The organism is Ruegeria sp. N4, from assembly GCF_056531425.1.
The window spans coordinates 1-21,200 of sequence record NZ_JBQFLT010000007.1 but is presented as its reverse complement, the minus strand read 5'-3'; the positions used below and the strand labels follow the sequence as shown (position 1 = coordinate 21,200).

At 59.5% G+C, this 21,200-nt stretch carries 23 protein-coding genes; 11 read left to right on the top strand and 12 right to left on the bottom strand.

Annotated elements, in window-relative coordinates; genetic code table 11:
• Positions 1 to 58 precede the first annotated feature (58 nt).
• The 5 genes from ACR0LW_RS12100 to ACR0LW_RS12080 all read right to left on the bottom strand — a co-directional run bounded on the left by ACR0LW_RS12100 (position 59) and on the right by ACR0LW_RS12080 (position 5,576).
• A complete protein-coding gene (locus ACR0LW_RS12100; RefSeq protein WP_170454633.1) occupies positions 59 to 613 on the bottom strand; it encodes a hypothetical protein in 555 nt (184 codons plus the stop codon).
• Between the two features lie 205 nt (positions 614 to 818).
• Positions 819 to 2,510, bottom strand: coding sequence for an acyl-CoA dehydrogenase family protein (locus tag ACR0LW_RS12095; protein ID WP_480882789.1), 1,692 nt, complete (start codon positions 2,508 to 2,510; stop codon positions 819 to 821).
• 235 nt (positions 2,511 to 2,745) lie between these two features.
• Positions 2,746 to 3,288 carry a hypothetical protein gene (locus tag ACR0LW_RS12090; protein WP_480626884.1) on the bottom strand — a complete coding sequence of 181 codons (543 nt, stop codon included), beginning with the start codon at positions 3,286 to 3,288 and terminating at the stop codon, positions 2,746 to 2,748.
• 33 nt (positions 3,289 to 3,321) lie between these two features.
• The gene (locus ACR0LW_RS12085) at positions 3,322 to 3,612 is read right to left on the bottom strand and encodes a hypothetical protein (protein WP_170454629.1); all 291 of its coding nucleotides are present in this window, start codon (positions 3,610 to 3,612) and stop codon (positions 3,322 to 3,324) included.
• Between the two features lie 365 nt (positions 3,613 to 3,977).
• Complete coding sequence (locus ACR0LW_RS12080; protein ID WP_170737684.1) at positions 3,978 to 5,576, bottom strand: phosphoenolpyruvate carboxykinase; 1,599 nt, start codon at positions 5,574 to 5,576, stop codon at positions 3,978 to 3,980.
• 344 nt (positions 5,577 to 5,920) lie between these two features.
• On the opposite strand from ACR0LW_RS12080, the gene ACR0LW_RS12075 reads away from it, so the two are divergent.
• From ACR0LW_RS12075 to ACR0LW_RS12045, 7 genes are read left to right on the top strand one after another with little or no spacing between them, the layout of a single operon-like run.
• The gene (locus ACR0LW_RS12075) at positions 5,921 to 6,625 is read left to right on the top strand and encodes a response regulator transcription factor (protein WP_170454625.1); all 705 of its coding nucleotides are present in this window, start codon (positions 5,921 to 5,923) and stop codon (positions 6,623 to 6,625) included.
• Between the two features lie 32 nt (positions 6,626 to 6,657).
• On the top strand, positions 6,658 to 8,376 hold the full coding sequence (locus ACR0LW_RS12070; RefSeq protein ID WP_480585383.1) for an ATP-binding protein: 1,719 nt from the start codon (positions 6,658 to 6,660) through the stop codon (positions 8,374 to 8,376).
• A gap of 4 nt (positions 8,377 to 8,380) precedes the next feature.
• Positions 8,381 to 8,851, top strand: a complete 471-nt coding sequence (locus tag ACR0LW_RS12065) for an HPr kinase/phosphorylase (RefSeq protein ID WP_480882788.1) — start codon at positions 8,381 to 8,383, stop codon at positions 8,849 to 8,851.
• Complete coding sequence (gene rapZ / locus ACR0LW_RS12060) at positions 8,848 to 9,729, top strand: RNase adapter RapZ (RefSeq protein WP_170520727.1); 882 nt, start codon at positions 8,848 to 8,850, stop codon at positions 9,727 to 9,729. The genes ACR0LW_RS12065 and rapZ overlap by 4 nt, the downstream gene beginning before the upstream one ends.
• Positions 9,726 to 10,118, top strand: a complete 393-nt coding sequence (locus ACR0LW_RS12055; RefSeq protein ID WP_170454617.1) for a PTS sugar transporter subunit IIA domain-containing protein — start codon at positions 9,726 to 9,728, stop codon at positions 10,116 to 10,118. The genes rapZ and ACR0LW_RS12055 overlap by 4 nt, the downstream gene beginning before the upstream one ends.
• 16 nt (positions 10,119 to 10,134) lie before the next feature.
• A complete protein-coding gene (locus tag ACR0LW_RS12050; RefSeq protein WP_170380425.1) occupies positions 10,135 to 10,404 on the top strand; it encodes an HPr family phosphocarrier protein in 270 nt (89 codons plus the stop codon).
• Positions 10,405 to 10,443: 39 nt separating this feature from the next.
• Positions 10,444 to 11,343, top strand: a complete 900-nt coding sequence (locus tag ACR0LW_RS12045; protein WP_170520335.1) for a lysophospholipid acyltransferase family protein — start codon at positions 10,444 to 10,446, stop codon at positions 11,341 to 11,343.
• 74 nt (positions 11,344 to 11,417) lie between these two features.
• Here the strand turns inward: ACR0LW_RS12045 and ACR0LW_RS12040 are convergent, their stop codons facing one another.
• Positions 11,418 to 12,293 (bottom strand): 3-hydroxybutyryl-CoA dehydrogenase, encoded by an 876-nt coding sequence (locus ACR0LW_RS12040; RefSeq protein ID WP_170454613.1) that lies wholly within the window; start codon positions 12,291 to 12,293, stop codon positions 11,418 to 11,420.
• Between the two features lie 162 nt (positions 12,294 to 12,455).
• Here ACR0LW_RS12040 and ACR0LW_RS12035 point away from each other — a divergent pair, with 162 nt between their 5' ends.
• Entirely contained in the window at positions 12,456 to 13,268 is an 813-nt protein-coding gene (locus ACR0LW_RS12035; RefSeq protein WP_480882787.1) for a DUF6473 family protein, read from the top strand.
• Between the two features lie 56 nt (positions 13,269 to 13,324).
• On the opposite strand, the gene ACR0LW_RS12030 is transcribed toward ACR0LW_RS12035, so the two are convergent.
• From ACR0LW_RS12030 to ACR0LW_RS12005, 6 genes are all read right to left on the bottom strand, one after another.
• Entirely contained in the window at positions 13,325 to 14,254 is a 930-nt protein-coding gene (locus ACR0LW_RS12030) for an FAD-binding protein (RefSeq protein ID WP_170454611.1), read from the bottom strand.
• Positions 14,254 to 15,012 carry an electron transfer flavoprotein subunit beta/FixA family protein gene (locus ACR0LW_RS12025; RefSeq protein WP_170454609.1) on the bottom strand — a complete coding sequence of 253 codons (759 nt, stop codon included), beginning with the start codon at positions 15,010 to 15,012 and terminating at the stop codon, positions 14,254 to 14,256. Before ACR0LW_RS12025 ends, ACR0LW_RS12030 begins: the two co-directional genes overlap by 1 nt.
• Positions 15,013 to 15,343: 331 nt before the next feature.
• Positions 15,344 to 15,916: a cob(I)yrinic acid a,c-diamide adenosyltransferase gene (locus ACR0LW_RS12020; RefSeq protein ID WP_170454606.1), complete on the bottom strand. Its 573-nt coding sequence runs from the start codon at positions 15,914 to 15,916 to the stop codon at positions 15,344 to 15,346.
• Entirely contained in the window at positions 15,917 to 16,120 is a 204-nt protein-coding gene (locus ACR0LW_RS12015; protein ID WP_170454604.1) for a twin transmembrane helix small protein, read from the bottom strand.
• Between the two features lie 80 nt (positions 16,121 to 16,200).
• Positions 16,201 to 17,028: an SDR family NAD(P)-dependent oxidoreductase gene (locus ACR0LW_RS12010; RefSeq protein ID WP_480882786.1), complete on the bottom strand. Its 828-nt coding sequence runs from the start codon at positions 17,026 to 17,028 to the stop codon at positions 16,201 to 16,203.
• 68 nt (positions 17,029 to 17,096) lie between these two features.
• The gene (locus ACR0LW_RS12005) at positions 17,097 to 17,744 is read right to left on the bottom strand and encodes an SH3 domain-containing protein (RefSeq protein ID WP_480708601.1); all 648 of its coding nucleotides are present in this window, start codon (positions 17,742 to 17,744) and stop codon (positions 17,097 to 17,099) included.
• Between the two features lie 214 nt (positions 17,745 to 17,958).
• Between ACR0LW_RS12005 and ACR0LW_RS12000 the strand changes: the two genes are divergently transcribed.
• From ACR0LW_RS12000 to ACR0LW_RS11990, 3 genes are all read left to right on the top strand, one after another.
• The gene (locus tag ACR0LW_RS12000) at positions 17,959 to 20,307 is read left to right on the top strand and encodes a DNA topoisomerase IV subunit A (RefSeq protein ID WP_480882785.1); all 2,349 of its coding nucleotides are present in this window, start codon (positions 17,959 to 17,961) and stop codon (positions 20,305 to 20,307) included.
• Positions 20,308 to 20,403: 96 nt separating this feature from the next.
• Entirely contained in the window at positions 20,404 to 20,994 is a 591-nt protein-coding gene (locus ACR0LW_RS11995) for a hypothetical protein (RefSeq protein ID WP_480882784.1), read from the top strand.
• Positions 20,995 to 21,109: 115 nt separating this feature from the next.
• The coding region (locus tag ACR0LW_RS11990; RefSeq protein ID WP_215675807.1) for a GTP-binding protein at positions 21,110 to 21,200 on the top strand (91 nt) is incomplete at its 3' end.

Here is a 21,200-nt window from a genome sequence, read left to right as displayed (position 1 = left end):
TTCGTTTCGGCTGGTCAAGCCGTTGCGAGCGCTTGTGCGACAGGCGAGAAGGGCGATGCTAGAACGCCAGTTCGCCGCTCAGCAATTGCTCTCGCACCTCCAGCCGTGGACGCCAGTTGTATCTTGTGTCCTCTCGGACGGGCGCCCAGAACAATGCGCCGCTTTGGCGCCAGGGGTCCAGGATCAGGCCGTCATACATCGAATCCCCCTTGGCGCTGATCAGGGCCGAATGGTGGATGATCCGAAACTCTGTCGGTGGGGATGTGGCCCAGTGCAAGTCCAGCGTCCGGAAATTCTCCTGCCGCAACCGTGTGGTCATGGCCTGTGCCCAGTCATTGCACAGGCCCTTTTCGCGAAGGCCGTTAATGATCTTTGCGTTGTGAATGATCGCAGGGTCGGTGACGTTCCACTCTTGCGCCAGTTGCCGAGAGTAGCTGTAGGAAATCTGCGCCGCCGTACGCGCCTCGACCGGATCGACATTTGGTCCAAGGGACTGAATGGCCTGTGCCAGCGCATCGACATCGGTCTGGCTGGCGATTGGCACGGTCTTTGCGCACCCCGCCAAGGCAAAGGATACCAAGGTCGCCAAAAGCAAAAAAAGTCGTCTGGTCATTTCGGGTGCCTGTAAACCGTCTTGAGGGTCGTCGGGGCGCTCTAACCGGGTTTCGGGTCAATTTCAAAGGGGAAGTTCCGACCTCGGCGGATCACATCCAATTCCCATCGGCGCGGCACCCTGGATCCAGGCAAAACGGTCAACGAAAGAAAAAGACCCGGCGCAAAGGCCGGGTCAGTTGGGGAAACAGGAGTGCCGAATTCGGTCAGCCGAGCAGACGTCGTGCGATGACCTGTGCCTGAATTTCGGCAGCTCCCTCGAAAATATTCAGAATGCGTGCGTCGCACAGAACGCGGCTGATCTTGTATTCCAGTGCAAAGCCGTTGCCGCCGTGGATTTGCAGCCCGTTGTCGGCGGCAGCCCAAGCGACGCGCGCGCCCAGCAACTTGGCCATGCCCGCCTCAAGATCGCAGCGGTGACCGTGATCCTTCTCCCATGCCGAGAAATAGGTCAGTTGGCGCGCGATCATGATCTCGACCGCCATCATTGCCAGCTTGCCCGACACGCGCGGGAAGTTGATCAGCGATTTGCCAAACTGTTTGCGATCCTGCGCGTATTGCATGGCGATATCCAGCGCGCTTTGGGCCACGCCAATGGCGCGGGCAGCGGTCTGGATGCGGGCCGATTCAAACGTCTCCATCAGCTGTTTGAAGCCTTTGCCCTCTTCGCCGCCCAGCAGGTTTTCACCCTTGACCGTGAAGCCGTCAAAGCCCAGCTCGTATTCCTTCATGCCGCGATAGCCCAGCACCTCGATCTCGCCGCCGGTCATGCCGGGGGTGGGGAAGGGGGCGTCATCCGTGCCGGGGGTTTTCTCGGCCAGGAACATGGACAGGCCACGGTGATCGGTGGTGTCAGGATCGGTGCGCGCCAGCAGGGTCATGACATGGGTGCGGGCCGCATGGGTGATCCAGGTCTTGTTGCCGGTGATCTCGTAGTCACCGTCGGCATTCTTGACCGCGCGGGTGCGCAGGCTGCCCAGATCCGAGCCGGTGTTTGGTTCCGTGAAGACAGCGGTGGGCAGAATCTCGGCGCTGGCCAGTTTAGGCAGCCAGTTGGCCTTTTGCTCATCCGTACCGCCCGCCAGGATCAACTCGGCCGCGATCTCGGACCGGGTACCCAACGAGCCGACGCCGATATAGCCGCGCGACAGTTCCTCGGACACGACGCACATCGAAGCTTTGGACAGACCAAAGCCGCCGAACTCTTCGGGGATGGTCAGACCGAACACGCCCATTTCGGCCAGTTCCTCGATGATTTCCATCGGGATCAATTCGTCCTTGAGGTGCCATTCATGGGCATTGGGCTCGACCTTTTCGACCGCGTAACGGCGGAACTGGTCACGGATCATTTCAAGCTCTTCGTCAAGGCCCGAGGCCCCGAACATGGCAGAACCGGCTTGCGCCTCCATCAGCTCGACCAGCCGCGTCCGCGCGGCTTGCGAGTTGGCCTGCGCCATCAGAGTTTGAATTTCGGAGCTTTGGAAGCTGGACAGCGCGTCCCAGCCAAGGCCCAGATCCTGCAGGCGCACAAGCTCGCCCTGGTTCATTGGGATGCCGCCCGCGACCTGATGCAGGTATTCCCCAAAGGCGATCTGGTGCAGCAATTGCTCGATTTCGCCGAACTTGCCGTCTGCGTCCAACGCTTCGGCCCAGCGCTGCATCTGCTTCAACGACTGGTAGTAGGTGGCCAGCCAGGCCAGCCCATGGGCGGCGGTCTGGTTGGCTTCGATCAGGGCGCCGGACACGCGACCGTCGGATGTCACCATCTCGCGAACCGAATTGCGCGCCTTCTCGAAAACGGCTTCGACAGCCGGGACGGCCTGCCGGGTCAAGGTCAGAAGATCGGGCAAAATCGCGTGTGTGGTCATCTGGGTCATATCCTGTCCGTCATGGGCCATGAATCGTGTCCTTTTCTGGGTCGTCTGGTCATATCATTTTGCACATGCAGCGCAACAAAAATACGTATTACGTGGCGATAAAGTTCGAAAATTTCCCGATCGTTTTGCAGTGCAGAAAGGGTTCATTGGGAGAATTAGCGGCAAATCCGTTGATTTCCACCGGGCCGGGCCGGGGTCAAATTGGGGGTATTTGTCGCAGGCCCGGGGGCGTCAACCGTCTGTCGATGACAGCTCCTCAGCGCCGTTTGTCGGCAAAGCGAAAGGCGAAATAGAGCCCGAGCATCAGGAAGAAAAGACCCGAGATGTCGCCGATCAAAAAGGCGATATATTCGACCGTCGCGCTGCCAAAGGCCAAATTGGTCAGGCCCGAGACCAGAAAAGATGTGATGATCCCAACGCCCATCACGCAAATCCAACAGGGCTTTTTGTCGGGGCGTGGGAACAGGTCCCATCCGGCCCATTTCAGCAGGTAGAAGACCACCGGAACGGTCGTGACAGCGATTGCCATCGCCATCAGGCGGCTGGGCAGGAAAACATCCGTTCCCCCCAGAAAGGCGAAGACCAGAAAAACGCCGGGCAGCAGAGCAAAGATCGCGCGCCAGCCCAACAGCCAGGCGGAAAGCACGCGCACGCCATGGGGCAGGAACAGCAGGCTGGCCCGGCTTGGGTATTCCGGAAAGAACATGTTCTGAAGCGGCATCAGAACCTCGAAGGTGAGGAACGACGCGACCACATAGGCCAAAGAGGCAAAGAAGGTTTCAGAGGCCCACTTGCGCACCGGAACTAGCCACCGATGCGCCCAAGGCCCAGCTTATCTGGGCGCATGTACGATATAACGTCCCCGGTTGGCATTGCCGCTTTGCGACAGATAGCCTTTTTCGACCAGAGATTTCAGCGCGCGGAAAAATGTTGGGCGCGAGACGCTCTGAACCAATGTGTGTTCGATCAGACCAAAGGTGCGAACCTCCTGATCGGCCTTGGAAAGTTCCTCGGCGGCGTAGTAGATGTCACGCTCAACCGGGGATAGCTTTTCCAGCCCCAGCGTTCGCTCCATGCTTTGCATCAGCTTGCGCAGTTCGGTCAGTTTCGAGATTTCGGTCATAATTCTTACCTGTCTTTGTCCGTGCCAAACGCCGTCCAGTCACGACGGTTCAGAACACGCTGATCGCGAGATATGTCAGCAAGTCCCATATTGACACTCATCCCCATGCCAGTAGACTACCAGTCTGATTAGGTTGCCCAATTTGCCGAGGTGAGTGTGCTGGCTTAGGCAACCCAAAGGTCTTTTAAGTTTCGGCCCGGTGCAAATGCGCCGGGTCTTTTCGGTTTAATGACCCAAATCCCTATCCCAACCAGGCATTCAGAACAATAAATTTGTTCGTGAGGTGCGTCAGATGCAACTTTGGGTTGATCATTGGTGGATTCGCAAACGCAGAAAAAAGGGGCGCGGACGCCCCTTTATCCGGATCAGCCGATTGCGACGGCTTTGATGTCCTCATCGATGAAGGGGACATATTGTTCGAAGTTTTCGGCAAACATCTGAACCAGCTTTGCGGCCTGTTTGTCGAACGCTTCCTGATCATCCCAGGTGCGGCGCGGATCCAGCAGAACCTCAGCGACGCCGGGCACTGTGACCGGGACGTCAAAGCCAAAGTTGGCATCCTTGCGGAACTCGGCGTCGCGCAGCGAGCCTTCCAGAGCCGCGGTCAACAGCGCGCGGGTCGCGCGGATCGGCATCCGGCTGCCAACGCCATAAGCCCCACCGGTCCAGCCGGTATTCACCAGCCAGCAGGTCGCGCCATGCTGGGCGATCTTGTCGCGCAGCAGGTTGCCATAGGCCTCGGGACGGCGCGGCATGAACGGCGCGCCAAAGCAGGTCGAGAAGGTCGGCTGCGGTTCGGTCACGCCCCGTTCGGTGCCCGCCACCTTCGAGGTGAAACCCGACAGGAAGTGATACATCGCCTGCGCCGGTGTCAGCCGCGCGATCGGAGGCAGCACGCCGAAGGCATCGCATGTCAGCATGATGATGTTCTTCGGATGCCCGCCCAGCGCGGTTTTCGACGCGTTCGAGATATATTCCAGCGGATAGGCGCAGCGCATGTTCGCGGTCAGCGAATCGTCGTCGAAATCCAGTTCCTTGGTTTCGGGATCGAAGACCATATTCTCGATGACGGTGCCGAATTTGCTGGTCGTCGCGTAGATTTCCGGCTCGGCCTCGGCGCTCAGGTTGATGGTCTTGGCATAACAGCCGCCTTCGAAGTTGAACGTGCCGCGATCCGACCAGCCGTGTTCGTCATCCCCGATCAGGATCCGCGACGGGTCCGCCGACAGAGTGGTCTTGCCGGTTCCCGACAGGCCGAAGAACACGGCAGTATCCACCGGGTTGCCAACCGCGTGGTTGGCCGAGCAGTGCATCGGCATCACGCCTTTTTCCGGCAGCATGTAGTTCAGCAGGGTGAAGACGGATTTCTTGTTCTCGCCTGCATATTCCGTGCCACCGATCAGGATCAGCTTGCGGTCGAAGTTCATTGCAATCACGGTATCGCTGCGGCAGTCGTGCTTGGCCGGGTCGGCCTGGAAGCTGGGGCAGTTGATGACAGTGAAATCTGCGATGAACTCGTCCAGATCCTCACGATCCGGGCGACGCAGCAGGTGGCGGATGAACAGGTTGTGCCAGGCCAGTTCGGTCACCATGCGCACATTGATCGAATAGGCCGGATCGGCCCCGCCGACGAGATCCTGCACGAAATAGTCACGACCCTTCATATGCTCGACCATGTCGTCATAAAGGGCGTCGAAACCTTCCGGGCTCATCGCCGCGTTGTTTTCCCACCAGATGCTGTCGGCCACACTGTCGGTTTTGACGACGTGTTTGTCCTTGGGCGAACGGCCGGTGAATTTACCGGTAGTGACCAGAAAGGCCCCGCCATTGCCAAGGGTGCCTTCGCCCCGCTTGAGGGCCTCTTCGATCAGCGCCGGTTCCATGAAGTTGTAATAGACATTGCCCAAACCCTCGATGCCCTGATCTTCGAGGCGGAATTGCGGGTTAACCCGTCCAGATGTCATGCGTATCTTCTCCTGTGCGGCGCGGCGGCGGTTGGCCGGGTGCGCTCTTGGGGCATTTTGCCGGGACATACCGGCCGATGGGCGGGTCTTATCACGGTCGTTTGGGGCATGAACAGGACGGTTTGGCGCAGTTAGCGCAACCAAGTTAAAGTTTAGCGCCACCAAAGATTTCCTGTCGGAAAACCGGGCAGCATTTTGCGGGCAGCAAGGCATTTTTGCCTCATAGCTGCCGCAACAATGGCACGATTCGCAGTTACGCATTGATTCGGCGCATCAAAAACGCCAACAATGCCTTACAAAAAAGCGTATTATTGCGTAAGTGAGCAGGAATAGGGGTAAGCCCGATGTCAAAGATTGCACTGGTGGATGACGATAGAAACATTCTGACGTCCGTATCCATGACGCTCGAGGCCGAAGGGTTCGAGGTTGAAACTTACAATGACGGTCAGGCCGCGCTGGACGCGTTTAACAAAAAGCTGCCGGACATGGCCGTTCTGGATATCAAGATGCCGCGCATGGATGGCATGGATCTGCTGCAGCGCCTGCGCCAAAAGACGCAGATGCCGGTGATCTTCCTGACCTCGAAAGACGATGAGATTGACGAGGTTCTGGGTCTGCGCATGGGCGCGGACGACTACGTGAAAAAGCCGTTCTCGCAGCGTTTGCTGGTCGAGCGCATTCGCGCGTTGCTGCGGCGGCAAGAGGCAACCAGCGGTGACGCTTCGGCCGCCAACACCGGCGATACCAAAGTGATGGAACGCGGCGACCTGCGTATGGATCCGCTGCGCCATGCGGTCACCTGGAAGGGGACGGATGTGTCCCTGACCGTGACCGAATTCCTGTTGCTGCAGGCGCTGGCGCAGCGTCCGGGATTTGTCAAAAGCCGGGATCAGTTGATGGATGTGGCCTATGACGATCAGGTCTATGTGGACGACCGCACCATCGACAGCCACATCAAGCGGCTGCGCAAGAAAATGCGTGCTGCTGATCCCGAGTTTTCGGCTATCGAAACCCTTTATGGTATCGGATACAGATACAACGAAGAATAGGCGCGGCCATCTACAAGGGGTAATGGGGTCCCGTGCGCGACACCGAACAAGCCAATGAATTGCGCGACGGTGATGTCGTTCTTGGGGATGACTGGGTCATCCCGCAAGACCCCGAGTCTGCAGAGTTAAGCGCAAAACGATCCCGCAGAAACCTGTTTTCGCTGCGTGGCTCGCCTCTGGCCCGCAAGATCATCACGTTCAACCTGATTGCCCTTGTGATCCTTGTCACGGGGTTGCTTTACCTGGATGACTCGCGATCCGAGCAGGTGCAGCAGACCGCGCGCAACCTGATCGGAGACGCGCATCTTGTCAGCAACGTGTTTGAGACGCAGCTGCGGCAGGGCGCGGTGCAATCATCACGCGATGCGGCCCAGCTTGATGTAAAAGACACGCTATCCGGCCTTCGCCTGCCCGAAGGGGGAGAGGTGTTTGTCTACGACTCCCGCGGTACCCTGATCGGCTGGACCCGCGGCGCGCCACAGGCATCTGACATGCCCATCCTGTTGCGATCGGACGCGGATATGCAGACCGGAGGCACCGTCATCAGCGATGCACTCAACGCGGTCTGGACGGGTCTGTCGCGGGTTTTCAACTGGTCGTCCGACTCCGAGGCACCGACGCTGGCGCAGCAGGTTCAGGCCATAGTCCCACAAGCTTTGGCGGGTCAAAATCAGGTAAAGGCAGTGCAGGATGACGCGGGCGACACTGTGATCGTGGCCGCGGCACCTATTCTCTACGAAGGCATCCCAGCCGGTGCTGTCGCAATATCCGGCCCTGCCGGTGAGATTGACGCGCTGGCTAGGCGCGAGCAGGAGCGCATTTTGCAGATGTTTGTCGTCGCCCTGCTGGTCTCAGTCGGTCTGAGTCTTGTTTTGGCTTCGACCATTGCCAACCCGCTGGCCGACCTCGCCTCGGCGGCGGAAATGGGCAAGGACCGGGGCACCGGGGTCAATCCGGGGCGTATCCGCATCCCGGACCTCAGCGCGCGACCGGATGAAATCGGTCGGCTCAGCCGTGCGTTGCGTGGCATGGTCACTGCGCTTTACAACCGGATCGATGCGAACGAACAATTTGCCGCTGACGTTGCGCATGAGATCAAGAACCCTCTGGCCAGTCTGCAATCTGCTGTCGGCACGCTGCGCATGGTCAAACGCGATGATCAGCGCGAAAAATTGCTTGGTGTGATCGAGCATGATGTAAAGCGGCTGGATCGGCTGGTCAGCGACATCTCGAATGCCTCGCGATTGGACGCGGAACTGGTCAAGGAAGAAGAACAACCTTTTGACCTGCTCAAGCTGCTGGGCAATATCGGGCAGTTTCTGGGTGAAGATGCCCGCTCGCAGGGCATCGACTACATCACCGACCTGCCGTCGGATCCGATTGTGATCAACGGGCTCGAGGCGCGATTGGCACAGGTTTTCGTCAACCTGATCACCAATGCGATTTCCTTCTGCGAAGAAAGCGACGCCATCCGGGTCTGGGTCCGCCAGCGCGACAATCGCGTGCTTGTGGTGGTCGAAGATACCGGCCCCGGCATCCCGGAACAGGCCCTGACCAAAATCTTTAAACGGTTCTATTCGCAACGACCGGCTGAGCATTTCGGCAACAACTCGGGCCTTGGGCTGGCGATCTCGAAACAGATTGTCGAGGCGCATGGCGGTGTGATTTGGGCCGAAAACATCCGCCCGACCGAAGCGGACGTCACCTCGGACCCGCTGGGTGCCCGTTTTGTCGTGGGGCTGCCTGTCTGAGGTCATGACCATTCCGTCCCTGACAGATGCGGTGAACCGGGACAGCGCCCGCGTTCACGCCAGTTGCGTCGCCTCAGGTGGCCACGGCTTGCTGATTGTGGGCGCATCGGGGGCCGGAAAGTCGTCGCTGGCGCTGCAGATGATGGCTCTGGGCGCTGCGCTGGTTGGCGACGATCGCATTGATCTGGCGATGCGCGACGATCAGATCATCGCCTCCGCAGTCCCCGAAATCGCGGGTCTGGTCGAGGCGCGAGGGATTGGCCTGCTTCGGGCGCAACATACAGAGCCTGTGCCGCTGCGCCTTGTCCTCGACCTTGACCAGCCCGAACCCGCACGCCTGCCGGAACCCGCCACGACCCCGTTGCTGAGGCAAACTGTTCCCTTGCTTCGCGGCGCAGGCGTGCCCAATTTGGCACCAGCCCTGATGCAACTTCTTAGAATGGGACGCGTAGACCCGGAATGGCCGAACAAATGACATCGCAAAAGCGAATCGTTCTGGTGACCGGACCATCGGGCGCGGGCCGCTCGACCGCCATTCACGTGCTGGAAGATCTGGGGTTCGAAGCGATTGACAACCTGCCCATGGGCCTGCTGGCGCGACTGCTTGAAGGCGCCGAGCCTGACCGGCCCATGGCGCTGGGTATCGACGCGCGCAACCGCGATTTCTCGACTATCGGGTTTATCGAACTGGCCGCAAAGCTGGGCCGGATGACGCAGGTGGATCTGACGGTTCTGTACCTTGATTGCAGCGACGAAGTCCTGCTGCGCCGCTTTTCGGAAACCCGCAGGCGTCACCCTGTCGCCCAGGATGCAGGGCCGGAAACCGGTGTGCGGCGTGAGAAAGAGCTGCTGGCCCCCATTCGCGAGATTGCCGACACCCTGATCGACACCAGCACCCTGAACGTGCATCAGCTGCGCGAAGAGGTCGAGCGCTGGTTTGCCCCTCAGGGCGGGCGGCATCTGGCAGTATCAATCGAGTCCTTCTCGTATAAACGCGGCCTGCCACGCGGGTTGGATATGGTTTTTGACTGCCGATTTCTCGCCAACCCCTATTGGCGGCCCGAATTGCGGTCCGAGGATGGTCGAAACCCGGATGTGGCGCGCTATGTCCAGTCAGATGCAAATTACGCGCCGTTCTTTGACCGCGTCATAGATCTGCTGAACCTGCTGCTGCCAGCCTTCCGCGCCGAAGGCAAAGCGCACCTGTCTGTGGCTTTCGGCTGCACCGGCGGGCAGCACAGATCGGTGGCGATGGCGGAAGCGGTCGCAAAGGCCCTTGCGGAAGGGGGGCAGCAGGTGGCAATTAGGCACCGCGAGATGGAACGTCGATCGTTGAATGTGAGGCCGGATTGATCGGGATTGTGATCGTAGCGCATGGGGGTTTGGCTCAGGAATATCTGGCCGCCATGCAGCATGTGGTCGGGCCGCAGCCCGGCCTGAAAGCCATTGCGATCGAGGCCGATCATGACCGCGACGAAAAACAGGCTGAAATCTGTCGTGCCGCGGATGAAGTGGACCTGGGCGACGGCGTTGTGATCGTCACGGATCTGTTCGGCGGCAGCCCCTCGAATCTCAGCCTGCGGGCCTGTGCCCCTCAGGATCGCCGAATCCTTTATGGGGCCAACCTGCCCATGCTGATCAAATTGGCCAAAAGCCGCCACCTGCCGGTCCCTGATGCCGTGCGGCAGGCGATGGAGGCTGGACGCAAGTACATCAATGCGCAAAATGTGACATTGGATTAAGACCGGACTCATTGAAATGACCAACCGAAGCTTGAAAATCATTAACGAAAAGGGCCTGCACGCCCGCGCGTCCGCCAAGCTGGTCGAGGTTGTGGAAGGCTTTGACGCCAGCGCCGAAGTGTCCAAAGACGGCCTTTCTGCATCCGGAGACAGCATTATGGGCCTTTTGATGTTGGCAGCCTCGCGCGGAACGACTATTGACGTCGAGACGTCCGGGCCGGATGCTGAGGCATTGGCAGAAGCTCTGGAAACGCTTGTGAATGACAAGTTTGGAGAGGGGTTCTAAGGCTGCCCCGCGGGACAGAAAAAACGGGAAGACCAGGAATTGGCGGAAACAACGCACGAGACCAAGACAGGCCCGGTGGTTGATGGGACCGAAGACCAGGGCGAAATCTACGACCGTAGAACCCTGACCTACGCGAACTCGTTCGACGATGCCTGGACCTCGACCGCCATTCGCGCCATCGAATGGTGCACCGGCAAACTGACCATTTTGCGGATGGTCAACAAGTTCGAGAAAAAGAACGAATACTATCGGGGCCAAAGGTTCTGGGGCGGTGCTCTGGCAACCATGGGCATCGACCTGACCACACCCGAAGACCAGATCGCCCGCATCCCCAAGACAGGCCCGGTTGTTGTCGTGGCCAACCATCCGCACGGCATGGTGGACGGCATGATCCTGGCCGAACTGATCGGACGCGTGCGCAGCGATTATCGCATCCTGACCCGTTCCGTGCTGACCGGGCTGGACGAGGCTGCGACCTCATTCATGATTCCGGTTCCCTTTCCGCATGACCCCGAAGCACAGGCCAAGATGCTTGAAATGCGCGGCAAGGCCATGGAGCATCTGAAAAACGGCGGCGTTGTGGCCCTGTTCCCCTCGGGCGTTGTTATGTCCTCGGACGACTGGTTCGGCCCGGCGATCGAGCGGGAATGGAATGTTTTCACCGCCAAGATGATCCGACGCTCGGGTGCGCAAGTGCTGCCGATCTTCTTCCCCGGCAGCAACTCGCGCTGGTATCAGATCGCCAACAAACTGTCGCCGATCCTGCGGCAGGGTCTGCTGCTGCACGAAATCGTCCGGTCCTGCAAAAAACCGCAATCTCCGGTTATCGGCGAGCCGATCAATGACGACGACATGCAGTTGCTCGAACGCGATCCGCGCGGCTTCATGGCGTGGCTCAGAAACCGTACCATGTCTCTGGGAACATCAGACAAACCCTGATCCGCCCTTCATCTGGCCAGAAATATCCCGGGGGTGAGCCCGGATAACATCCGGGCGAGGGGGCTGGCCCCCTGTTACCGCGTCGGAACAGGCACTTCGCCCCGATAATCATAAAACCCGCGTTCGGTCTTGCGGCCCAGCCAACCGGCCTCGACATATTTCGTCAGCAGCGGGCAGGGGCGATATTTGGTGTCCGCCAAGCCATCATGCAGCACGTTCATGATCGCCAGGCAGGTGTCCAGCCCGATGAAATCGGCCAGTTCCAAGGGCCCCATCGGATGGTTCGCGCCCAGCTTCATGGACTGGTCGATGGACTGCACATTCCCAACGCCTTCATACAGGGTATAGACGGCCTCATTGATCATCGGCATCAGAATGCGGTTGACGATGAAGGCCGGGAAATCCTCGGCGCTTGCGGCTGTCTTGCCCAGACGGTCCACCACTGCCTTGCAGGCTTTGAACGTTGGTTCATCCGTGGCAATCCCCCGGATCAACTCGACAAGCTGCATGACCGGCACCGGGTTCATGAAGTGGAACCCCATGAACCGTTCGGGCCTGTCCGTGCGGCTGGCCAGTCGGGTGATGGAAATTGAGGAGGTGTTCGAGGTCAGAATCGTATGCGGCTGAAGATGCGGCTGCAAATCCTCGAAAATCGCCTGTTTGATGGTCTCGCGTTCGGTCGCGGCTTCGATCACCAGATCGGTTTGCCCCAGTTGCGGCAGCTCCAGCGTCGTTGTGATCCGTTTCAAGGCGGCCTGCATCGCGTCATCGCTGATCTTCCCGCGTGACGCCTGCCGGGCCATATTGCCCTCGATCGTCGTCAAGGCGCGATCCAGGGCCTCCTGACTGACATCATTCAGCAAAACGTCATAGTCCGCCAATGCCAGCACATGGGCGATCCCGTTGCCCATCTGACCTGCGCCAATCACTCCGACCGATTTCACATCCATATTCAGCTGCCTTTGCCTTGCGCGTTACGGCGACAGTATCGGCAGTTCGGGGCTTGCGGCAAGGGGCTGAGGTCGCTCGAATTCGCTTCAAATGCGCACATTAGGGGAATCTCAACATCCGGGGCGGCAAGATGGCAACCGGGTGAAAATTGGGTGAGTGAGATGAGCTATCATCAGACAGGCTCGGGCATGGCCGAGGATGACGTATGCCAGTATGACGGAACCAGATTGTGGTTTAGGGGGCCGCCCTGCGCGCTGGACCATCCGTTTATCGCCTGTATCGGCGGGGATGAAACCTTCGGGCGCTTTGTCGATTCTCCGTTTCCGGATGCAATGCAGACGCAAATGGGTGAAACCTGCGCCAATTTTGGCAGCCTGTTCGCCGGTGTCGAGGCGCTGACGCGCGATCAAGGTCTGCTGAGGTTGGCAAACCGGGCGCAGAGATGCGTGATCCAACTGCCTCAGGTTCATGGCCAGTCGAACCGGTTTTACCGCGTGCATCCCCGCCGCAATGACCGGTTTCTAGAACCAACGCAGGACCTGCTGGATTTGTATCCCGACATCGACTTCACCGAAGTGCATTTTGTGCGTCACTTACTAAAGCGCCTGCAGGCAAGACATGATGCACGGTTCGAAGTGATCGCACATGAACTGCGTCAGGGTTGGTTGCGGTCCCTTGGCACGTTTCTGGGACAGCTGGACCCACAGACGGTGCTGCTGCATCTGCAGATTCAGCGGGTTCATACGATCGAGGACGACCCCATCCCGGTGAACGCCAGCATGGTCGAGGCGTTGAGGCCGCAGGCCGCGCGGGTAGTCGCGTGCTCGGCCGCCGTGTCCGGCGCGTCGGACACGCTTGAGGATATGCTGTTCGGGACGCTCCAGCAGCCGATGGCAGAACACATGCTTGGCCCGGCCGCGCATAGGCAGATTGCTGAGGCGGTTGTGCCGGTCCTGAGGGACCTGAACGCATAAGGCCCGCCAATGGCGGGCCTTTGCTAACGTCACTTTGAAAGACCTGGGGTCTTTGCTCAGCCGAGTTTCTCGGTCAGTTCCGGCACGGCCTGGAACAGGTCGGCGACCAGTCCGAAGTCGGCGACCTGGAAGATCGGCGCTTCTTCGTCCTTGTTGATCGCAACAATGACCTTCGAGTCCTTCATGCCCGCCAGGTGCTGGATCGCGCCCGAGATGCCGACGGCAACATACAGATCGGGGGCAACAACCTTACCGGTCTGACCCACCTGCCAGTCGTTTGGCGCATAGCCCGAGTCCACCGCCGCGCGCGAGGCACCAACCGCCGCGCCCAGCTTGTCGGCCAGCGTTTCGATCAGTTTGAAGTCCTCTTCCGAGCCGACACCACGGCCGCCCGAAACAACAACGCCAGCCGAGGTCAGTTCCGGACGGTCGCTCTCGGCCACCTTGTCCTCAACCCAGGACGACAGACCTTCGGAACCCGGAACCGCAACGGTTTCAACCGATGCCGAACCACCTTCGCCCGCTGCGTCAAAGGACGCGGTGCGGATGGTGACGACTTTCTTGGCGTCGTTCGATTTCACGGTCTGGATCGCGTTGCCCGCATAGATCGGACGCTCGAAGGTCGAGCCGTCAACCACGCCGGACGCATCCGAGATCACCATCACGTCCAGCAGCGCAGCAACGCGCGGCATCACGTTTTTGGCGTCGGTGGTCGCAGGGGCAACGATGTGCTCGTAACCGTCGGCCAGCGACACGATCAGGGCTGCGGTCGATTCCGCCAGGCGGTGGCCCAGCGATGCGTCTTCGGCAACCAGAACCTTCGAGACACCGTCGATCTTTGCAGCAGCCTCACCAGCTGCGGCAGCGGAACCGCCAGCGGCCAGAACGGTGATGTCGCCCAGCGACTTGACGGCGGCTACGGCCTTGGCGGTGGCGTCCAGCGACAGCTCGCCATTGTTGACTTCAGCCAGAAGAAGAACAGCCATTACACAGCCCCCGCTTCTTTGAGTTTCCCGACCAGCTCGTCAACCGAGCCTACGATGATGCCTGCGGCACGTGCCGGCGGCTCTTCGGTCTTGACGATTTCCAGACGCGGCGTGACGTCGACGCCGTAATCGGCGGCGGTTTTCTCGTCCAGCGGCTTTTTCTTCGCCTTCATGATGTTGGGCAGCGACGCATAGCGCGGCTCGTTCAGGCGCAGGTCAACGGTCACGATGGTCGGCATCTTGACGCTGATGGTCTGCAGACCGCCGTCAACCTCGCGGGTGATCTTGGCGGTGTCGCCTTCGATATCCAGTTCGGACGCGAAGGTGCCTTGCGACCAGCCCAGCAGGGCCGACAGCATCTGGCCGGTGGCGTTCATGTCGTTGTCGATCGCCTGCTTGCCCGCCAGAACGATGCCGGGCTGCTCTTCCTCGACCACTTTGGCCAGGATCTTTGCGACGGCCAGCGGCTCGATGTCCTGATGGACGTCATCGGCGGCAACAACCAGAATGGCGCGGTCTGCACCCATGGCCAGCGCGGTCCGCAGGGTTTCCTGCGCCTGCTTGACGCCGATCGAAACGGCAACCACTTCGTCAGCTTTGCCCGCTTCTTTCAGGCGGATCGCTTCTTCCACCGCGATCTCGTCGAACGGGTTCATCGACATTTTGACATTGGCGAGATCAACACCGCTACCGTCCGCTTTCACGCGGACCTTCACATTATAGTCAATCACGCGCTTGACAGGCACGAGTACCTTCATTTTGCGCTTTCTCCTCACAAAAACGGTAAGTCGCAACGCGACTCCACCAATGCTCTCGGACGACTGAATAGCGTCTCAATTCACGGTGCAACAGGGCAAAATCGTCACGTCAGGGGCTCGGGACGTCGCGTTTCGTAATTTTTGACGCCACGGCGGAAAATAACAGTGCGGGGTGGGGCCGATTTTTGAGCATGCGGGATCAGGCATGTCGTGGCGTCAAACAACTGGGTCTCAGCCTGTTACGGGGCAACGCTCGTTCGTGCCTGCGGGGATTGAGCCCTAGGCTTTGCCCTTCCGGCCGCCAGAACGTCCACTGGACGTTTCGCCGCTTTCAGCGGTTCGCGCCCGGAACCCACAAGACGTCGTCTTTGCCGTTGTTGTTGGCGCACCGTGCGGCGACAAAGAACCAGTCGCTCAGGCGATTGAGGTATTTGACGGCCACCGCGTTCACCGGCTCCATGTTTGTCAGTTCAACGGCAAGCCGCTCGGCCCGGCGCGACACGGTGCGGCACACATGCAATTGGGCCGCCAGACGCGATCCGCCCGGCAGAATGAAGCTGCGCAAGGGTTCCAGATCGGCATTCATCGCGTCGATCTCGGCCTCCAGCCGGTCGATCTGGGCCGGGGCGATGCGCAAGGGCGGGTAATCGGCCTCGGCATCCTTTTCCATATCGGGGCGACAGAAATCCGCGCCCAGATCGAACAGATCGTTCTGGATTCGGGCCAGTGCGGCATCGGTTGGACCATCAGCCTCGGTCCGCGCCACGCCGACAAAGGAATTCAACTCGTCCACGGTGCCATAGGCCGCCACACGCCCAGAGTATTTGGCGACACGTTCTCCGTTCCCCAGCGCAGTCTTACCGTCATCGCCTGTGCGGGTGTAGATTTTGTTGAGTACGACCATTTACTGCGCTCCCTGTCCGCTGAGATAGACGTAGAGAAGGATCAAAACGACGGCAATGAACTGAAACAGGATACGCAGCCGCATCATCTTGTTGCTTTTCTTTGCAGCCGCCATGCCGCCTTTGCCGAAATTCGCGATGCCAAGGGTCAGCACGACGACCACCGCCGCCATGGCCAGAAGCAAAACGACCATCAATAGGTCCATCAGGTATCACCGTCTGCGTTTTAGTTTCGTTGGACCTGATCTAGCCCCACAGGATCAAAAAGCGAACCAGTAATTTCGTCTCAGATGCGGGACAGAATCCGGTCAATCGCTGCGGTCGGCAGAACCCGACGCAGGTATCCGGCGATATAGGTGGGTGTGGTCACATAGTACCGGGGCTTTGGTCTGCGCGCTTCAACCGCGTGCGCGAGTTTGGCCGTTACGGCTGATGCCGGAAGTTCGAACGTATCTGGACCCGAGCTTTCGTAGAGCCGCTTGAGCAGCGATTCTTCATATTTCTCGCGCAGCGCCGAGTTTTCCCAATCGATAAAGCGTTCGAAGATCGGGATCGCTTTTTCCCGCAGCTTCGAGGTGATCGGGCCCGGTTCAATCAGGATCACCCGGATACCGGTGTCCCGCAATTCAAGTCGCAGCGTATCGCTGAGGCCTTCAATCGCGTATTTGGTCGCGACATAAGCCCCGCGCCACGGAAACGCGACCAGTCCCAGAACCGACGAACACTGCACTATCCGGCCATGCCCCTGCTCCCGCATGACGGGAATCACCTGGCGTGTCAGCTCGTGCCAGCCAAATACATTCGCTTCAAAGATATGGCGCAAACCATCTGTCGGAACGTCTTCGACGGCGCCGGGCAGCCCGTGCGCGCCGTTGTTGAACAGCGCGTCCAGCGTGCCGCCGGTGGCCGCAAGAACCTCGGCCAGACCGGCCTTGATGCTGTCGGCGTCCTGATAGTCGATTCTGGGGCTTTCGAACCCCTGGGCGCGCAGCCGGTCGCAATCGCGTTGCTGACGGCACGAGGCAAAAACCCGCCAGCCGCGCGCACGCATACCGTGTGCCGCGTCAAGGCCGATGCCGGATGAGCACCCGGTAATGAGAATCGATTTCTGCATGAGAATCCCGCCCCAGAATGTCACCAATAGCTATGGCGGGCATTGGGGCAGGACAATGACGGGCAACCTTAGTCTTGGGATTTTTGGACAAGAGATGCGGAAATCCATCCGATCTGTTGCCCGGGCAACACGCGCAGGCGCAACCAGCCGGTTCCGGACTCGCTCAGCACTTCGACCTTTTGGCCGATCCGGGCCTTGCCAATGATCGGATAGATCGTTCCCGGCCCGTCGCGCATGTTGACGCGCGTACCCGAGATTTCCCGGATGTCTTTTTCGGGTTCAGGCAGCGCCGGCACCTCTACGACCTCGGGGTCGGCGTCGGTTGCGACTTGTTGCAACGAGGTTATGCCGTCTTCCAAAGACGCCAGTGCCAGCGTCACGGTCTGGTCTTCAAACAGCGACGGATTGGCCTGCAGCCCCGCAGCAACCTGCGCCAACAGGGCTTTGGTCTCATCCTCGGTCAGGGCCGGTTCAGGCTGAGCCAGCGCATCAAGCGCAGGCGCGGGTTCCACAGCCGGTTCAGGGGCAAAGCTGACCTGCGTTACAAGATCTTCGACCGGCGCCGGGGCCTTGGGTTCGGGGGTTGGCTGGAAGGCCGCCGCCATGCGTTGCGGATTATCGGCCCGCAATCCACGCGGTTCGAAGTCAGGACCGTCGCTCATCACGTAAAAGGCCCAGCCGAGCGCGGCAAAAGTAATCAGTATCAGGCGCGTCATGGCGCATCCCCCAAGGTCAATCGTTACAACAACAGAACAAAAATTTGGCAGCAATCATTCAATTGTTGGGATGGTACCATAATTGAGTGGCCGAGTCGAAAATTCGGGGAAAACACCAGCTTGTCTCCCCCTGTTGCAAAAAGCGCGACTTGTCCCCAGCAAAATGCACTCTGCTTGCTTTACCCAGACGGCCTAGCGTCGTATCACATCATGTATGAATGACACGATCGACGACCCCAATATGGAGGCCCCCGATAACGGGGGTGAGGTAGCCGAACCCCTGCGCCGCGCGATTGGTGAGCGCTATCTGACCTATGCGCTGTCCACCATCATGCACCGCGCTTTGCCGGATGCGCGGGACGGGTTGAAGCCGGTTCATCGGCGAATCCTCTATGCGATGAGAGAGCTGCGACTCAGTGCAACCGGAGGTTTCAGGAAGTCGGCCAAGATTTCCGGCGATGTGATGGGCAACTATCACCCGCATGGGGACGCCGCGATCTATGACGCGATGGCGCGTCTGGCGCAGGATTTCAACGTGCGTTACCCGCTGGTCGACGGGCAGGGGAACTTCGGCAATATCGACGGCGACAACCCGGCGGCCTCGCGCTACACCGAGGCGCGGATGACCATCGTGGCCGAAGCGCTGCTTGAGGGTCTGAACGAAGACGCCGTCGATTTCCGCGACAACTATGATGGCACGCTGACCGAGCCGGTCGTGCTGCCTGCGCAGTTTCCGAACCTGCTTGCCAATGGCGCAAGCGGCATCGCGGTGGGTATGGCGACGAACATCCCGCCGCATAATATCTTGGAACTCTGCGATGCCTGTCTGCATCTGATCAAAACGCCGGATGCCCGCGACGACACGTTGTTGAACTACGTGCCCGGCCCGGATTTCCCGACCGGCGGCGTTATTGTCGAGCCGCCCGAGAATATCGCGCAGGCCTATCGCACCGGGCGCGGATCTTTCCGGCTGCGCTGTAAGTTCGAGGTTGAGGATCTGGGGCGCGGTCAATGGCAGATCGTCGTCACCGAGATTCCCTATCAGGTTCAGAAATCCAAGCTGATCGAAAAGATCGCGGAACTGATCCAATCCAAGAAAACCCCGATTCTCGCCGATGTCCGCGACGAATCCGCCGATGACATCCGCCTGATTCTGGAACCACGTTCCAAGAACGTGGACCCCGAAGTGCTGATGGGCATGCTCTATCGCAACTCGGACCTTGAGGTGCGGTTCAGCCTGAACATGAACGTGCTGATTGATGGGGTGACGCCTAAGGTCTGTTCGATGAAGGAAGTGCTGCGCGCCTTCCTCGATCACCGGCAAGAGGTGCTGCTGCGCCGCTCGCGTCACCGTTTGGGCAAGATCGACCATCGGTTGGAAGTGTTGGAAGGCTTTATCGTCGCCTTCCTGAACCTCGACCGCGTGATCGACATCATCCGTTACGACGATGATCCCAAAGCCGCGCTGATGCGCGAGGATTGGGGCATTGATCATGTCCGCGCCACGAATGAAGCCGACTATGTCTCGCCCAAACCGGGTGAGGGCGAGTTGTCCGAGGTTCAGGTCGATGCGATTCTGAATATGCGCCTGCGCTCTCTGCGCCGTCTCGAAGAAATGGAACTGGTGCGTGAGCGTGACGAATTGATGCTGGAACGCGCCAACCTCGAAGACCTGCTGGCCGATGAGGGCCTGCAATGGGCCAAAATCGCCGAGCAGTTGAAAGAGACCAAGAAGACCTTCGGCAAAGACTACGAAGGCGGCGCGCGTCGCACCCAGTTTGCCGAGGCCGGGCAGGTTGAGGAAGTGCCGCTTGAGGCGATGATCGACCGCGAACCGATCACGGTCGTCTGTTCTCAGATGGGCTGGATTCGCGCCATGACCGGCCATATCGACCTGAAGCGCGAATTGAAGTTCAAGGATGGCGACGGCCCGCGTTTCATCTTTCACGCCGAAACGACCGACCGGCTGCTGGTCTTTGCCTCGAACGGGCGATTCTATACGGTCAGCGCCGCCAACCTGCCCGGCGGGCGTGGCATGGGCGAACCGCTGCGCCTGATGGTCGACCTGCCGAACGAGGCGCAGATCATCGACATTCTGATCCACAAGCCGGGGCGCAAGCTGCTGGTGGCCTCGGATGCAGGCAACGGCTTTATGGTGCCAGAGGATGAGGTGCTGGCGCAGACACGGAACGGCAAACAGGTGCTGAACGTCAAAGGTGACGAAACAGCGATGATCTGCAAGCCGGTCGCAGGCGATCACGTGGCCGTGGTGTCTCAGAATGGCAAGTTCCTGGTCTTCCCGGCGGAAGAACTGCCCGAGATGACCCGCGGCAAGGGCGTGCGCCTGCAGAAATACAACATGGCGCGCGGTCGGCAGGGCACATTGGAACTGGATGGCGGCCTGTCGGACATCACCACCTTCAACTGGGAAGACGGCCTGAAATGGTCCATGGGCGGCGACAAGACACGGCACGAGGCCGATATGTCCCAATGGCTGGCAAAACGCGCCAGCGTTGGGAAAAAGCCGCCTTACGGGTTCCCGCGCGACTATAAGTTCTCGTGATCTGAACAGGTCTCGGGTGGATTTCTGCCGATACGGCTTGGCACAACCCGTATCGGTGCGCTAGATCAAAGAAAACAGGCCTATCGAGACAAAACCATGCTTCGCATTCTGACGTTGATCACCGGACTGGCCCTGATGGGCGCGTGCACCCAGACGCAGGTTTATGAAGAACCCGAGTCGCTGGGCGAGTTCAAGCTGCGGGTGAATTACGCGTTTGCCGAGAAAGCCAAACAAGGCCCGGTCTCGCGCGATGCGACGCCGCAGGAATGGGAAGATGCGATTCAAAACGCGGTGGATATCCGGCTGGGTCGCTATGAGGGCGCGCAGGATTACGACATCGGTATCAGCCTCGAAGGCTACATGCTGGCCCCTCCGGGCATTCCGGTCATCTACAACCCCAAAAGCACAGCGATTGTGCTGGTCAATGTCTACGACGTGAACAAGAAAGAATTTCTGGCTAAGGCCAAGCAGTTTCAGGTTCTTGAAGACACGACCGGAGGCAGCGCGCTGAAAGGGTCCGGCAATGAGCGGACCAAGGAAGAACAAATGAGCGGTCTGGCCCTGAAAGTGGCCGACCGGGTCGAGGAATGGCTGGCCGAGGAACACAGGGACAATGGTTGGTTCGACAAGCGCCCAGACCTGATCAAACCGCTCGAATCCACCGAGGTTACGCAAAATCCGGCGTGATCGGTGCATTTCCCCAAGGATGTGCTTGATTTTCCCCCCTGAACCAAATATCTCGCGCGCGCAGATGTAACCACGGGACCAAGGGTCCCCCAAATCGCAAAAGGGCGCCTGAGGAATGGCAAAGGAAAAGTTTGAGCGTACAAAACCGCACGTCAACATCGGCACGATTGGCCACGTTGACCACGGCAAGACCACGCTGACCGCAG